This is a genomic window from Streptomyces sp. NPDC048419 (genome assembly GCF_043200415.1).
In the GTDB taxonomy this organism is placed as follows: domain Bacteria; phylum Actinomycetota; class Actinomycetes; order Streptomycetales; family Streptomycetaceae; genus Streptomyces.
Genome location: NZ_JBICXT010000033.1, coordinates 13,831 through 27,764, shown reverse-complemented (window position 1 = coordinate 27,764; position 13,934 = coordinate 13,831). Strand labels below are relative to the sequence as shown.

The following is a 13,934-nucleotide window of genomic DNA, read 5'->3' as shown; positions in this document are numbered from 1 at the left end:
GGGAGCCGCTCCCAGATATCCCGCACGCCATGTCGCCGTAACCAACGGTTCAGACGGACTTGCGACGCTCGGCCAATGACGCCCTCCGTGCCGAAGCCTTCGCCGCCCCCAGAGGGGCCCGCGGGGAACGGGGACGCCCAAGGGGGACCCGGGACAAGTCCCGGCTCCATGAACGCCCTGCCTCCCGCACTTTCCGACGCGCCCGTTTCACCCGTGGCGCGGAAGAATGGGTTCATGAGTCAGCACGACACCGCCCAGTCACAGGTCCAGCACGCGCAGCCCTCCGTGGGCTCCATAGCCGCGCACCGCCCGCACACGGTGGCCGCCGCGGTTTCCGACCTGGAACCCGACATCGACGCGGATCTCGACGCGTACGAGGAGTCGCCGTACGACGGGCCCCAGCTTCCGCAGGGTCGTTTCCTCGACCGGGAGCGAAGCTGGCTCGCGTTCAACGAACGGGTTCTGGAGCTCGCCGAGGACCCGAACACGCCCCTGCTCGAACGGGCCAACTTCCTCGCGATCTTCGCCAGCAACCTGGACGAGTTCTTCATGGTCCGGGTGGCCGGTCTGAAGCGCCGTATCGCCACCGGCGTCGCCACCCGTTCGGCGTCCGGCCTGCAGCCGCGTGAAGTCCTGGAGATGATCTGGGCCCGCTCGCGCGAACTCATGGCCCGGCACGCCGCCTGCTACCACGAGGACGTCGCCCCCACGCTCGCGGAGGAGGGCATCCACCTCGTCCGCTGGAGCGAGCTGACGGAGAAGGAGCAGGCGCGCCTCTTCACGCTCTTCCGGCACCAGATCTTCCCGGTCCTGACCCCGCTGGCGGTCGACCCGGCGCACCCCTTCCCGTACATCTCCGGCCTCTCGCTGAACCTGGCCGTCGTCGTACGCAACCCCGTCACGGGCCACAAGCACTTCGCCCGCGTCAAGGTGCCGCCGCTGCTGTCCCGCTTCCTGGAGAGCTCCCCCGGCCGCTACGTCCCCATCGAGGACGTCATCGCGGCCCACCTGGAGGAGCTGTTCCCGGGCATGGAGGTCCTGGAACACCACGCCTTCCGGCTCACCCGCAACGAGGACCTCGAGGTCGAGGAGGACGACGCCGAGAACCTGCTCCAGGCCCTGGAGAAGGAACTCATGCGGCGCCGCTTCGGGCCGCCGGTGCGCCTGGAGGTCGAGGAGTCCATCGACCGCGAGGTGCTGGACCTGCTGGTGCGCGAGCTGAAGATCTCCGAGGCCGAGGTGTACCCGCTCCCGGGTCCCCTGGACCTCACGGGCCTCTTCCGCGTCGCCGGCCTCGACCGCCCCGAGCTGAAGTACCGCAAGTTCGTCGCCGGCGTGCACCGCGACCTCGCCGAGGTCGAGTCGGCGTCCGCGCCCGACATCTTCGCGGCGCTGCGCAGCCGGGACGTCCTGCTGCACCACCCGTACGACTCCTTCTCCACCTCCGTGCAGGCGTTCCTGGAGCAGGCGGCCAACGACCCGGACGTCCTCGCCATCAAGCAGACCCTGTACCGCACCTCCGGCGACTCCCCGATAGTCGACGCGCTCATCGACGCCGCCGAGGCCGGCAAGCAGGTCCTGGTGCTGGTCGAGATCAAGGCCCGGTTCGACGAGCACGCCAACATCAAGTGGGCGCGCAAGCTGGAGGAGGCCGGCTGCCACGTCGTCTACGGCCTGGTCGGCCTGAAGACGCACTGCAAGCTCTCCCTGGTGGTCCGCCAGGAGGGCGACACGCTACGGCGCTACAGCCACGTCGGCACCGGCAACTACCACCCGAAGACGGCGCGGCTCTACGAGGACCTCGGCCTGCTCACCGCCGATCCCCAGGTGGGCGCCGACCTCTCGGACCTCTTCAACCGCCTGTCCGGATACTCGCGCCGGGAGACCTACCGCCGTCTCCTGGTCGCCCCGAAGTCCCTGCGTGACGGGCTGATCTCGCGGATCAACAAGGAGGCCCAGCACCACCGTGCGGGCCGTCCCGCCTTCGTCCGCATCAAGGTCAACTCGATGGTCGACGAGGCCGTCATCGACGCGCTCTACCGGGCGTCGCAGGCGGGCGTGCCGGTCGAGGTCTGGGTGCGCGGAATCTGCGCCATCCGCCCGGGCGTCGCGGGCCTGTCGGAGAACATCCGGGTCCGCTCGATCCTCGGCCGCTTCCTCGAACACTCCCGGGTCTTCGCCTTCGGCAACGGCGGCGAGCCCGAGGTGTGGATCGGCAGCGCCGACATGATGCACCGCAACCTCGACCGCCGTATCGAGGCCCTGGTCAGGGTCACCGACCCGGCCCACCGCGCAGCCCTGAACCGGCTGCTGGAGACGGGCATGTCCGACACCACCTCCTCCTGGCACCTCGGGCCGGACGGCGACTGGGTCCGGCACGCCACCGACGCGGACGGCCAACCCCTGCGCAATGTCCAGGAGATGCTCATAGACGCCCGGAGGCGCCGGCGTGGCACAGCAACACCTTGACCCGACGGACCCCACGGCCGGGCCCGCCCCCACAGGTGACGCCCTCGCGGGCTATCTGCGGGCCCAGGCCACGGAGTTCCTTCGCGCCCTGCGGCAGCACCGGGAGACCGGCGCCGCGGCCCAGTGCGGCACGGAGGATCCCGTCGACGCGGCGCGCGCCCTGCGCCGCTCGGTCCGCCGCATCAGCGGCAGCCTGCACACCTTCCGCCCCCTGCTGGAGGCCGACTGGTCCGAGCTCCTGCGCCCCGAACTGGCCTGGCTGTCGGGGACGTTGACGATGGAGCACGCGTACGCGGCACGACTGGAACGGCTGCTGCTGGCGCTGCACAGGCTGTCGGGAGCGGCGGCCTTCCCGACCCAGACGGCGACCACGGCGGGCATGTCCCCCGTCGTCGACGTGGCCGCCGGCAGCCGGGACACACCCACGGCGGACCGCGGCAACCTGACCGTCGGCGCGGCCAAGGCGGGTGCCCTCCTCGAACGCCGGCTCACGCTCGCCCGGACACGGGCCCACAGCACCGCCCTCCAGGCCCTGGGTTCCTCCCGCTTCCACGCCGTCGCCGACAAGGTCGCCGTCCTGGCCAGCGAGGTCCCGCTCACCGCCACCGCACCCACGGCCGACCTCCGCCCGCAGGCCGCGGCGGCCGAGGAGCGGCTGACCGACGCCGTGGCCGCGCTGCCGCTCGTCACCGCGGGCAGCCCGTACAACGCGGAAGCCCTGATCCACGGCCTTTCCCCGGATCCCTCGCCGCACCCCCAGGACGCCCCCTGGCACCAGGTCCGGCTGCTGCTACGCCTGCACCGCTACGCCCGCGAGGCGCTGTACGGCACGAAGGGCCCCATCGACGTCCGCCTGCTGACCGCGGGCCAGGCCCTCGACCGCCACCGCGACGCCTCGGAGGCGGCGGCCGCGGCGGCCGCGGCGGCCCGCACCCCCCGCATCGCCCCGGCCACCGCGTACGCCCTCGGCGTGCTCCACGCGGACCAGCGGCACGAGGTGGAGGCGGCCCGCTTCGCCTTCCAGCAGTGCTGGCAGAAGCAGGCAGTGAGCACGTCCTGAGCTGTGAACCCCGTCGAAGGAGGCGGTGAGCCGGTGACTCAGACCAACGACACCCTCATCCAGGCGGCCGGCTGCGTCCTGTGGCGCCGTTCCCCGGTCGACGGCGAGCTGGAGATCTGTCTCGTCCACCGGCCGAAGTACGACGACTGGTCGCACCCCAAGGGCAAACTGAAGCGCGGCGAGGACCCGGTCACGGGCGCGCTGCGCGAGGTCGAGGAGGAGACGGGGTACGGCGCCGTCACCGGGAGCGAGCTGGCCACCGTGCGGTACATGGTCAACGGCCGCCCCAAGCAGGTGCGTTACTGGGCGGCCGAGGCGTCCGGCGGCCACTTCACGCCCAACGACGAGGTGGACCGCATCCTGTGGCTCTCCCCCGCCGCGGCCCGCAGCCGCCTGACCCAGTTCCGCGACCGCACCCTCGTCGACGAACTGCTGCCGCGCTAGGTGTCCACCGAGGTCGAGTGCCCATCGGCGTCCGTACGCGCCTGGCTGCGAGCTCTGCGCGCGGGGCCGCGCCACCCGCAGCTGCATCGTGCGAAACAGAACCTGCCCTGTTCGACCGTCGTCGTGCGATGTTCCTGCTGCGCCACGGCGACAACGTTACCGAGCCCGCGTGCTGCATTCATCGGCTGCCTCCGGCAACGGGCTTTCGGATGCGCGTGACGGCCCCTCCCACCCGTCGTTAAGCGGAACGAGCCCGTGACGGACGTACCGGCTGGGGGTAGACAGGCGATGGCGGAGCTGCGGCACAGGGGAACGGTCGTTGCGGCGGGACTGATGGTCTGCGTCTGCATGGGGGCCGGCGGCTGCGCCGGCACCGGGTCCGCCGCCGAGGACCCACATGCCTCCGACCCCGTCGAGACCCTGCGCCACGCCGCCGGCACCCTGGTGGACGCGGGCACGTCGAAGGCCAGCACGTCGATGGAGATGGCCACCGGCGGCACCCGCGTCACCATCCGCGGCGAGGGCGACTACGACTACCGCCGGCAGGTCGGCAGCCTGCGCGTGCAGCTCCCGCAGACCCCCGCCGGCACCGCCGAGCACCGGCCGATCACCGAACTCCTCACCCCCGGCGCCCTGTTCATGAAGAACCGGGGCGCGGGCGTGCCGGCCGACAAGTGGGTACGGGTCGACACCGGCGCCCTCTCCGACGGCAACCTGGTGACCGGCGGGGCCACCGACCCCTACGCCGCAGCCGAGTTGCTGCTCGGGACACGCACGGCGACCTACCTCGGCCGCACCGAGTTCGCGGGTGTCGAGGTGCGGCACTACCGCGGCACCGCCGACCTCGCGACGGCGGCGAAGGGCGCCTCCGAGGGCGTCCGCGCCTCGCTCGCCGCGGCGGCGAAAGGGTTCGCCACGGCCCAGGTGCCGTTCGACGCCTACCTCGACGACCAGGGCCGCATCCGCAAGATCCGGCACCGGTTCAGCTTCGTCAACGGACGGGAGAAGAGCGCGGTCGCGGTCGCCTCGACGACTCTGCTGTACGACTTCGGGTCCCCCGTCGACGTACGGTTGCCGGCGTCGAAGGACATCTACGCGGGGAAGATCGCCGAGTAGCGGGCCGTGCGCGAGGATGACCGGCGGGCGTCAAGAACTAGCCCGTCCGTGCCATGCGCGGTGCGTAGGCCGCTCCCTACTCTAGGAAGTCGGTAACGGCAGAGATGAGGTGATGCACGTGGCTCCGGTCGGCGGTACGGCAGTTCAGGACCACGTGGCCCTCGCCGAGATCGAGCTGTGCGGAGAGCTGATCATCGCGGCCTCGGCCGCGGAGGAGCGGCTCAGCCTGGAGAGCATCGACGAGGTGCTGAAAGTGGCCGAAGAGCGTGCCCGTGCGGGGGACGCGGACGCCTGACCCCGCTTGCGTGGGGGCGCGGCCGGGCCCGCCCGCCGCGCCTCACCGCCGGACCCGTCACCCAGGCGCGATCAGGTACGCAGCAGCCGCCCGATCGCTTTCGTGGCCTCCTCGACCTTCGCGTCGATCTCGTCGCCGCCCTTGACGGCGGCGTCGGCGACGCAGTGCCTCAGGTGCTCCTCCAGCAGCTGCAGCGCGAAGGACTGCAGGGCCTTCGTGGAGGCGGACACCTGGGTGAGTATGTCGATGCAGTAGGTGTCCTCGTCCACCATCCGCTGAAGGCCCCGGATCTGGCCCTCGATCCGGCGCAGGCGCTTGAGGTGTTCGTCCTTCTGCTTGTGGTACCCATGCGTCACGTTTTGTGCGCTGTTGTCGGAGGGCGCGGTCGCGCCGGCCTCGGTGGTCGTCATCGCGTCCTCCCACAAGACGTGCGGACATATACCCCAGGTGGGTATATCGTATCGAACTTTGCTGGGTATAGGGCCCTTGGCCGACACCGGAATCGAAGCCCCGTACCGCCCCCGTGCCGATCACTCCGACCGATGGGCGACACTGGGGGACGGCCCATTAGCCGTGGCCGGATGATGCGCCTAGCATCAGCCTGACCGAAACCGAAGCACCTAGAGGACCCCACGTGCGCTTTCGTCTGACCCCCAGGGAGACGAGCTTCTACGACATGTTCGCCGCGTCCGCGGACAACATCGTCACGGGCTCGAAGCTCCTCATGGAACTGCTCGGGGCGGACGCACCTGCCCGGGCCGAGATCGCAGAGCGTATGCGGGCCGCGGAACACGCAGGTGACGACGCCACGCATGCGATCTTCCACCAGCTGAACTCCTCGTTCATCACGCCGTTCGACCGCGAGGACATCTACAACCTCGCCTCGTCCCTCGACGACATCATGGACTTCATGGAGGAGGCCGTCGACCTGGTCGTCCTCTACAACGTCGAGGAACTCCCCAAGGGCGTGGAGCAGCAGATCGAGGTCCTGGCGCGGGCGGCCGAGCTGACCGCCGAGGCCATGCCGAACCTGCGCACGATGGACAACCTCACCGAGTACTGGATCGAGGTCAACCGGCTCGAGAACCAGGCCGACCAGATCCACCGCAAGCTGCTGGCCCACCTCTTCAACGGCAAGTACGAAGCCATCGAGGTGCTCAAGCTCAAGCAGATCGTGGACGTGCTGGAAGAGGCCGCGGACGCTTTCGAGCACGTGGCGAACACGGTGGAGACCATCGCCGTCAAGGAGTCCTGAGGCGTCGATGGACACCTTCGCTCTGATCGTGACCGTCGCGGTCGCGCTCTTCTTCACGTACACCAACGGCTTCCACGACTCGGCGAACGCGATCGCGACGTCCGTGTCGACGCGTGCACTGACCCCCCGGGCCGCGCTCGCGATGGCCGCCGTGATGAACCTCGCGGGTGCCTTTCTGGGTTCCGGGATCGCCAAGACCGTCAGCGAGGGCCTGATCGAGACCCCGCAGGGCTCGAAGGGGATGGCCATCCTCTTCTCCGGCCTGGTCGGCGCGATCGTCTGGAACCTCGTCACCTGGTACTTCGGCCTGCCCTCCTCGTCCTCCCACGCTCTGTTCGGCGGTCTGGTGGGCGCGGCCCTCGCGGGCGGCACGGAGGTCATCTGGCACGGCGTGATCGACAAGATCGTCATCCCGATGTTCCTGTCGCCGATCGTCGGTCTGATCGTCGGCTACCTCGTCATGACGGCGATCCTGTGGCTCTTCCGCCGGTCCAACCCGCACAAGGCCAAGCGCGGCTTCCGTATCGCCCAGACGGTCTCGGCGGCGGGCATGGCGCTCGGTCACGGCCTCCAGGACGCCCAGAAGACGATGGGCGTCGTGGTCATGGCACTGGTGATTTCCGGCCACGAGACCTACGGCGACCCGATCCCGGTCTGGGTCAAGCTCGTCTGCGCGATCATGCTCTCGCTGGGCACCTACGCCGGCGGCTGGCGCATCATGCGCACCCTCGGCCGCAAGATCATCGAGCTGGACCCGCCGCAGGGCTTCGCCGCGGAGACCACCGGCGCGGCGATCATGTTCACCACGGCCTTCCTCTTCAAGGCCCCCATCTCCACCACCCACGTCATCACCTCCGCCATCATGGGCGTCGGCGCCACCAAGCGCGTGAACGCGGTCCGCTGGGGTGTGGCCAAGAACATCGTCATGGGCTGGTTCATCACCATGCCGGCCGCGGCCCTGGTGGCGGCGGTGGCGTACTGGATCGTGGACCTGGCGTTCCTGTAGGGACCTTTTTGCTGCGGATACGACGACGGGCCCGCCCCCGGGAGCCGGGGGCGGGCCCCTATCGTCCCCGCGGTGGCACCGCCATGCAGCACCGCGGGGGTCCGTACCGGCCTAGCCGAAGCGGCCGGAGATGTAGTCCTCGGTCGCCTGGACCGACGGGTTGGAGAAGATCCGCTCGGTGTCGTCGATCTCGATCAGCTTGCCGGGCTGCCCGACGGCGGCGAGGTTGAAGAACGCCGTACGGTCCGAGACACGCGCCGCCTGCTGCATGTTGTGCGTCACGATGACGATCGTGAAGCGCTCCTTCAGCTCTCCGATCAGGTCCTCGATGGCGAGGGTCGAGATCGGGTCCAGGGCGGAGCAGGGCTCGTCCATGAGCAGCACCTTGGGCTCGACCGCGATCGCACGCGCGATGCACAGCCGCTGCTGCTGACCGCCGGAGAGGCCGGAGCCCGGCTTGTTCAGCCGGTCCTTGACCTCGTTCCAGAGGTTCGCGCCCTTGAGCGACTTCTCCACGATGTCCGCGAGCTCGCTCTTCTTGTAGCTGCCGTTCAGCCGCAGCCCCGCCGCCACGTTGTCGAAGATCGACATCGTCGGGAAGGGGTTCGGACGCTGGAAGACCATGCCGATCTCCCGGCGCACGGACACCGGGTCGATCCCGGTGCCGTACAGATCCTCGTCGTCCAGCAGCACCTTGCCCTCGACCCGGCCGCCCGGGGTGACCTCGTGCATGCGGTTCAGGGTGCGCAGGAACGTCGACTTGCCGCAGCCGGAGGGGCCGATGAAGGCCGTCACCGTGCGGGGCTCCACGGTCATCGAGATGTCCTCGATCGCCTTGTGGGAGCCGTAGTAGGCGGTGAGACCGCTCACGTCGATTCGCTTGGCCATGACTACTTCACTTCCAGAATTCTTCAGTCGCCGATAGGCCCCGCCCGGCGGAGCCGGAAGTTGTCGCCTTAGCGACCGGTCTTCGGGGCCTTCCAGCGGGCGATCGCCCGGGCCACCAGGTTCAGGATCATCACGAAGGCGATCAGCGTGAGAGAGGCCGCCCAGGCCCGGTCGTACGCCGCGTTCGCGCCTGCGCTGTTCGCGTACTGCTGGTAGATGTACAGCGGCAGCGACTGCTGCGCCCCCTCGAAGGGGTTGTTGTTGATGAACCGGTTTCCGAACACGAGCAGCAGCACCGGGGCGGTCTCACCCGCGATACGGGCGACGGCCAGCATGATGCCGGTCGTGATGCCGCCGATCGAGGTCGGCAGGACCACCTTGAGGATGGTGCGCCACTTCGGGATGCCCAGCGCCAGGGACGCCTCGCGCAGCTCGTTCGGGACGAGTTTGAGCATCTCCTCCGTGGACCGGACCACGATCGGCATCATCAGGATGGCCAGGGCCAGCGAGCCGGCGAAGCCGAAGGGCTGCATGTCGAAGATCAGCATCAGCGACAGGATGAACAGGCCCGCGACGATCGACGGGATGCCGGTCATGACGTCGACGAAGAAGGTGACCGAGCGGGCGAGAGCGCCGCGGCCGTACTCGACGAGGTAGATCGCGGTGAGCACGCCGACCGGCGCCGCCATGATCGTGGCGAGGCCGACCTGCTCGATGCTGCCGATGATGGCGTGGTAGATGCCACCGCCCGGCTGGGAGTCGGCGACGATGCCCATCGAGTGGGTCAGGAAGTAGACGTCCAGGACCTTGACGCCGCGCGCGATGGTCGTCCAGAGCAGGGAGACCAGCGGTACGAGGGCGAGCAGGAAGGCCGTCCAGACCAGTCCGGTCGCGATGCGGTCCTTGGCCTGCCTGCGGCCCTCGACGCTCGCGGCGATGGTGTAGGTGCCGACGAGGAAGAGCAGTGCGGCGATCAGGCCCCACTGGACCTTGCTGTCGAGGCCGGCGGCCACGCCGATGCCGATGGCGACGACCACGGAGCCGGCGGCGATCGCCCACGGCGACCACTTCGGCAGGGAGGCGCCGCGCAGGGTGCTGGGGCGCTTTTCGGTGACGGCTGCTGCGTGGCTCATGCGTTGGCCCCCGAGTACTCCTTGCGGCGGGCGATGATCATGCGGGCCGCGCCGTTGACCAGCAGGGTGATGACGAACAGGACCAGACCGGAGGCGATCAGCGCGTCACGGCCGAACTCGTCCGCCTCGCCGAACTTGCTGGCGATGTTCTGGGCGAAGGTGCCGCCGCCCGGGTTGAGCAGGCTGGCGTGGATCAGGAAGTCCGGGGAGAGCACGGTCGCGACGGCCATCGTCTCGCCGAGCGCGCGGCCCAGACCGAGCATCGAGGCGGAGATCACGCCGGAGCGGCCGAAGGGCAGGACGGCCATGCGGACGACCTCCCAGCGCGTGGCGCCGAGGGCCAGGGCCGCCTCCTCGTGCATCCGCGGGACCTGGCGGAAGACCTCGCGGCTCACGTTGGTGATGATCGGCAGGATCATGATCGCGAGCAGGATGCCCACGGTGAGCATCGAGCGCGGGGCGCCCTCCTCCCAGGAGAAGAGCCCGGTCCAGCCGAGGTAGTCGTTGAGCCAGCCGAAGAGGCCGTTCATGTGCGGTACGAGGATCAGCGCGCCCCACAGCCCGTAGACGATGGACGGCACGGCGGCGAGCAGGTCGATCACGTACGCGATGGGGCCGGCCAGGCGGCGCGGGGCGTAGTGCGTGAGGAACAGCGCGATGGCCACCGCGATCGGGACCGCGATGACCATGGCGATGATCGAGGAGATCACCGTGCCGTAGGCCAGGACCGCGATGCCGAAGGACGGCGGCTGGATGTTGGTGTTCCACTCGAACGTGGTCAGGAAGCTCGTGTGGTCCTTGCTGATCGCGAGCGTGGCGCGATAGGTGAGGAAGACCGCGATCGCGGCCATGATCACCAGCAGCAGAATGCCCGACCCGCGGGAGAGACCGAGGAAGATGCGGTCACCGGGTCGGGTGGCACCCCGGGCGGCGCGCTTTTCTTCGGCGCCGGCGGGCAGGGGCGGGGGAGGTGGAGTGTCGGCTATCTGTGTTGAAGATTCCATCGGGTTCTCCGGTCTGCGGAGCCGTGCGGGTCGCGTGGCTCTGCGAAGCCGTACGCGACGTACGGCTCATGGCGGCGGTGCACCGGACGATGCGGTCCGGTCCCGGTTCGTGGCCCGGGACCGGACCGCACACTCAGATCAGCTCAGGCCCTCGATGGTGGTGCGGACCTTGGCGATGATGTCGGCGGGGATGGGGGCGTACTTCAGACCGCTGAGGACGTTCTGGCCGTCCTCGGAGGCGATGTAGCGCAGGAACGCCTTGGTGGCGGGCAGGGTGTCCGCCTTGTTGCCCTTGTCGCACGCGATCTCGTAGGTGACCAGCGTGATCGGGTAGGCGCCGTCGGCCTTGGTGGCGTAGTTCAGCTGGAGCGACAGGTCCTGGCCCGTGCCCACGACCTTGGCGTCGGCGATCGCCTTGGAGGCGGAGTCGCTGCTCGGGGCGACCGGCGCGCTGGCACCCGTGCTGATGCTGACGGCCTTCATGCCGTCGGCGACGTAGGAGAGCTCGAAGTAACCGATGGCGCCGTTGGTCTGCTTGACCTGGGCGGCCACACCGGAGGACTGCGCGGCGGACTGACCGCCCTTGGCCTGCCAGGCCTTGCCGCCCGAGTACTTCCAGTCGGTCGGGTCGGTGGCCTTGAGGTACTTGGTGAAGTTGTCCGTGGTGCCGGACTCGTCCGAGCGGTGGAACGCCTGGATCTTGAGGTCGGGCAGCTTGGCGGACGGGTTCAGCTTCTTGATCGCCGGGTCGTTCCACTTGGTGATCTTGCTGTCGAAGATCTTCGCAAGGGTCGGAGCGTCCAGGACCAGGTTGTCCACGCCGGAGAGGTTGTAGCCGACCGCGATCGGGCCGCCGACCATCGGCAGGTCGATGCCCTGGCCGCCGGAGCAGACCTTCTTGGAGGCGGTGACCTCTTCGGGCTTCAGCGCCGAGTCGGAACCGGCGAAGGCGAGCTGGCCCTGGGTGAAGGAGGTGACACCCGCGCCCGAGCCGCCGGCCTTGTAGTTGATCTGAACGCCACAGGCCTTGGAGAACTGCGCGACCCACGCGTCGATCGCGTTCTTCTGCGCGGACGAGCCGTCGGACAGCAGCTGCCCCTTGGCGTTGTCACACTTGATCGAGCTGGCGGCACCGGTGGCGGAGGCGCTGCTGTCGCCGCTGCCGCTGCTGCTGGTGTCGTCCGAGCCGCACGCCGTGAGGACCAGGGCGCTCGACGCGGCGATGGCACCGAGGGCGATGGCCCGCCGATTCATGCGCTGAAGCTTCACTTGAAAGAGTTCCTTCCAGGAGCCGCCGTCCTGAATCCGGCGGCGTGCGGAGTCGAAAACTTGGGCGACACACGGAGCGCCTCCTGCAAGGCGGTCCGCATCGCGTAAGGCCGAAATTAGGCAGATCAGGTGAAGGCGCCGATGGCCACAAATGAACGCCAGGTGAACCCCTGCAGACGTTGTGGTTAGGTCACGGAATGCTTACGGGGAGAGCACACCCTGGTTCCGGTCCACGGTGACAGAGCGGTGACACTTCCTTCTGGAACCCCTGAGGTCGGCGAGCCGTCTCGTTCCCCGAGAGCTATCGGGAGGCACAGCATGGAACGGCGTACGTTCATAGGAGGCGGCGCGGCCGCCCTCGCCGCGGTCGCCACGGCCTGCAAGGGCGGGGCCGCCGACGCGGACACCAGCAGTTCGTCGTCCTCCTCATCGTCCACCGGTACGTCGGTCCGGTCCACCGGAGCCCTGGCCGCCCCCGCCAACTGGACCGCCCTCGCGCACGACCTGGACGGCACCCTGATACGCCCGGGCGAGGGCGACTGGGCCGCGGCCCGCCAGCTCTACAACACCCGCTTCGACGGCCTGAAGCCGGCGGCCGTGGCCTACGCCGCCCACACCGACGACATCCGCACGACACTCGCCTACGCCCGCGCCCACCACATCCAGGTCGCGATACGCAACGGCGGCCACTCCTACGCGGGCTGGTCCTCCGGCAACGGCAAGCTGATCCTCGACGTCTCCCGGCTGAAGCAGATCCGGGTGAGCGGCGGCCAGGCCGTCGTCGGCGCCGGCGCCAAGCTGATCGACGTCTACCGGGGGCTCGCCGCGAAGGGCGTGACCATACCCGCCGGCTCCTGCCCCACCGTCGGCGTCTCCGGCCTGGTCCTCGGCGGCGGCCACGGCGTGGTCTCCCGGGCCTACGGCCTCACCTGCGACAACCTCACCCAGGCGACGCTGATCACGGCGGACGGCAAGGAACTCGTCGCGAGCGCCACCGAGAACAAGGACCTGTTCTGGGCCCTGCGCGGCGCGGGCAACGGCAACTTCGGCGTCGTGACCGAACTGCACTTCAAGACCCACCCGGCCCCGCAGGCGGTGACGGGCTATCTCACCTGGCCCTGGTCGAAGGCGGCCGCGGTGGTCAAGGCCTGGCAGGAGTGGGGCCCGGGCCAGCCCGACGAGATCTGGTCCTCCCTGCACCTGGCGAACGCGGCCGGAGGCACCCCGACCGTCTCCGTCGCCTGCTTCTCCATCGGCGGCTACGCCGAGCTGAAGAACGCGGTGGACCGCCTGGCCGACAAGGTCGGCGCGAACGCGACCAGCGTCTCGCTGCGCCGCCGCGGCTACGAGGAGGCCATGGAGATCTACGCCGGCTGCTCCTCCTTCTCCTCCCAGGCGCAGTGCCACCTCCCCGGCCCCACGCCGGGCCGCTCCCCGCAGGGCGCGCTCGGCAGGGAGACGTACGCGGCACGCTCCGACTTCTTCGACCGCTCGATCTCGGCCGCTGGAATCCAGACACTGCTGAAGCAGATGTCGTCGGTGCGGGGCGGCTCGGGCAGCATCGCCCTGACGGCCCTCGGCGGCGCGGTCAACCGCGTCTCCCCCACGGCCACGGCCTTCGTCCACCGCCGCTCCCGCATGCTGGCGCAGTACATCGCGTCCTGGCGGGCCGGCACGACGGGCTCCACCGCCCAGTCCTGGCTGACCTCGGCCCACAACGCGATGAAGCCGTACGCCTCCGGGGCGGCGTACCAGAACTACACGGACCCCACGCTGACGAACTGGCGCAAGGCCTACTACGGCGATGCGGCGGCGCGGCTCGCGACCCTGAAGAAGCAGTACGACCCGAACCGCTTCTTCACCTACCCGCAGGCGCTGTAGACCTCGCCGCAATCCCCCTGACGGGCGCGCAGCTGCATCGATGTGCGGCTCCGCCGCGTGGGCGCGACCAGCCACGACGCACCCGCGGACATCAGACCGCCCCGCCCACCGAAC

Annotated in this window: 14 protein-coding genes; 8 read left to right on the top strand and 6 right to left on the bottom strand. The window is 69.5% G+C overall.

The genetic code is table 11. The features are described from left to right. The first annotated feature begins 234 nt into the window (after positions 1-234). The 3 genes from ACGFYN_RS40880 to ACGFYN_RS40870 are packed head-to-tail and all read left to right on the top strand — an operon-like array spanning position 235 to position 3,973. Positions 235-2,469 (top strand): RNA degradosome polyphosphate kinase, encoded by a 2,235-nt coding sequence (locus tag ACGFYN_RS40880; RefSeq protein ID WP_393871076.1) that lies wholly within the window; start codon positions 235-237, stop codon positions 2,467-2,469. After that, positions 2,450-3,529 carry a CHAD domain-containing protein gene (locus ACGFYN_RS40875; protein WP_393871075.1) on the top strand — a complete coding sequence of 360 codons (1,080 nt, stop codon included), beginning with the start codon at positions 2,450-2,452 and terminating at the stop codon, positions 3,527-3,529. Before ACGFYN_RS40880 ends, ACGFYN_RS40875 begins: the two co-directional genes overlap by 20 nt. A 33-nt stretch (positions 3,530-3,562) precedes the next feature. Then, positions 3,563-3,973, top strand: coding sequence for an NUDIX hydrolase (locus ACGFYN_RS40870; RefSeq protein ID WP_393871074.1), 411 nt, complete (start codon positions 3,563-3,565; stop codon positions 3,971-3,973). Here the strand turns inward: ACGFYN_RS40870 and ACGFYN_RS40865 are convergent. Continuing rightward, the gene (locus tag ACGFYN_RS40865) at positions 3,970-4,155 is read right to left on the bottom strand and encodes a hypothetical protein (RefSeq protein WP_393871073.1); all 186 of its coding nucleotides are present in this window, start codon (positions 4,153-4,155) and stop codon (positions 3,970-3,972) included. The two genes, ACGFYN_RS40870 and ACGFYN_RS40865, sit on opposite strands and share 4 nt — an antisense overlap. A gap of 106 nt (positions 4,156-4,261) precedes the next feature. Here ACGFYN_RS40865 and ACGFYN_RS40860 point away from each other — a divergent pair, with 106 nt between their 5' ends. Together ACGFYN_RS40860 and ACGFYN_RS40855 are read left to right on the top strand one after the other, a co-directional pair. Then, positions 4,262-5,089, top strand: coding sequence for a hypothetical protein (locus tag ACGFYN_RS40860; RefSeq protein WP_393871072.1), 828 nt, complete (start codon positions 4,262-4,264; stop codon positions 5,087-5,089). Between the two features lie 112 nt (positions 5,090-5,201). After that, positions 5,202-5,384 carry a hypothetical protein gene (locus tag ACGFYN_RS40855; protein ID WP_016436830.1) on the top strand — a complete coding sequence of 61 codons (183 nt, stop codon included), beginning with the start codon at positions 5,202-5,204 and terminating at the stop codon, positions 5,382-5,384. A 71-nt stretch (positions 5,385-5,455) separates the two neighbouring features. Here ACGFYN_RS40855 and ACGFYN_RS40850 read toward each other — a convergent pair whose 3' ends face one another. Next, entirely contained in the window at positions 5,456-5,794 is a 339-nt protein-coding gene (locus ACGFYN_RS40850; protein ID WP_393871071.1) for a metal-sensitive transcriptional regulator, read from the bottom strand. Positions 5,795-6,018: 224 nt separating this feature from the next. Between ACGFYN_RS40850 and ACGFYN_RS40845 the strand changes: the two genes are divergently transcribed. Beyond that, complete coding sequence (locus tag ACGFYN_RS40845; protein ID WP_393871070.1) at positions 6,019-6,639, top strand: DUF47 domain-containing protein; 621 nt, start codon at positions 6,019-6,021, stop codon at positions 6,637-6,639. Between the two features lie 7 nt (positions 6,640-6,646). Further along, the gene (locus tag ACGFYN_RS40840; protein WP_393871069.1) at positions 6,647-7,645 is read left to right on the top strand and encodes an anion permease; all 999 of its coding nucleotides are present in this window, start codon (positions 6,647-6,649) and stop codon (positions 7,643-7,645) included. A gap of 111 nt (positions 7,646-7,756) precedes the next feature. Here the strand turns inward: ACGFYN_RS40840 and pstB are convergent, their stop codons facing one another. From pstB to pstS, 4 genes are all read right to left on the bottom strand, one after another. Then, the gene (gene pstB / locus ACGFYN_RS40835; RefSeq protein WP_393871068.1) at positions 7,757-8,533 is read right to left on the bottom strand and encodes a phosphate ABC transporter ATP-binding protein PstB; all 777 of its coding nucleotides are present in this window, start codon (positions 8,531-8,533) and stop codon (positions 7,757-7,759) included. A gap of 68 nt (positions 8,534-8,601) precedes the next feature. Further along, positions 8,602-9,666, bottom strand: a complete 1,065-nt coding sequence (gene pstA, locus ACGFYN_RS40830) for a phosphate ABC transporter permease PstA (RefSeq protein ID WP_393871067.1) — start codon at positions 9,664-9,666, stop codon at positions 8,602-8,604. Next, positions 9,663-10,670, bottom strand: coding sequence for a phosphate ABC transporter permease subunit PstC (gene pstC / locus ACGFYN_RS40825; protein WP_393871066.1), 1,008 nt, complete (start codon positions 10,668-10,670; stop codon positions 9,663-9,665). Before pstC ends, pstA begins: the two co-directional genes overlap by 4 nt. 138 nt (positions 10,671-10,808) lie before the next feature. After that, positions 10,809-11,939, bottom strand: coding sequence for a phosphate ABC transporter substrate-binding protein PstS (gene pstS / locus ACGFYN_RS40820; RefSeq protein ID WP_393871065.1), 1,131 nt, complete (start codon positions 11,937-11,939; stop codon positions 10,809-10,811). 318 nt (positions 11,940-12,257) lie between these two features. Here pstS and ACGFYN_RS40815 point away from each other — a divergent pair, with 318 nt between their 5' ends. After that, complete coding sequence (locus tag ACGFYN_RS40815; protein ID WP_393871064.1) at positions 12,258-13,820, top strand: FAD-binding oxidoreductase; 1,563 nt, start codon at positions 12,258-12,260, stop codon at positions 13,818-13,820. Positions 13,821-13,934 lie beyond the last annotated feature (114 nt).

Excerpts from the sequence above, each read along its gene's own strand:
- ACGFYN_RS40880 (WP_393871076.1), top strand. The coding sequence starts at position 235 with ATGAGTCAGCACGACACCGCCCAGTCACAGGTCCAGCACGCGCAGCCC.
- ACGFYN_RS40865 (WP_393871073.1), bottom strand. The coding sequence starts at position 4,155 with ATGAATGCAGCACGCGGGCTCGGTAACGTTGTCGCCGTGGCGCAGCAG.
- ACGFYN_RS40860 (WP_393871072.1), top strand. The coding sequence starts at position 4,262 with ATGGCGGAGCTGCGGCACAGGGGAACGGTCGTTGCGGCGGGACTGATG.
- ACGFYN_RS40855 (WP_016436830.1), top strand. The coding sequence starts at position 5,202 with ATGCACGTGGCTCCGGTCGGCGGTACGGCAGTTCAGGACCACGTGGCC.
- ACGFYN_RS40850 (WP_393871071.1), bottom strand. The coding sequence starts at position 5,794 with ATGACGACCACCGAGGCCGGCGCGACCGCGCCCTCCGACAACAGCGCA.
- ACGFYN_RS40840 (WP_393871069.1), top strand. The coding sequence starts at position 6,647 with ATGGACACCTTCGCTCTGATCGTGACCGTCGCGGTCGCGCTCTTCTTC.
- pstB (WP_393871068.1), bottom strand. The coding sequence starts at position 8,533 with ATGGCCAAGCGAATCGACGTGAGCGGTCTCACCGCCTACTACGGCTCC.
- pstA (WP_393871067.1), bottom strand. The coding sequence starts at position 9,666 with ATGAGCCACGCAGCAGCCGTCACCGAAAAGCGCCCCAGCACCCTGCGC.
- pstC (WP_393871066.1), bottom strand. The coding sequence starts at position 10,670 with ATGGAATCTTCAACACAGATAGCCGACACTCCACCTCCCCCGCCCCTG.
- ACGFYN_RS40815 (WP_393871064.1), top strand. The coding sequence starts at position 12,258 with ATGGAACGGCGTACGTTCATAGGAGGCGGCGCGGCCGCCCTCGCCGCG.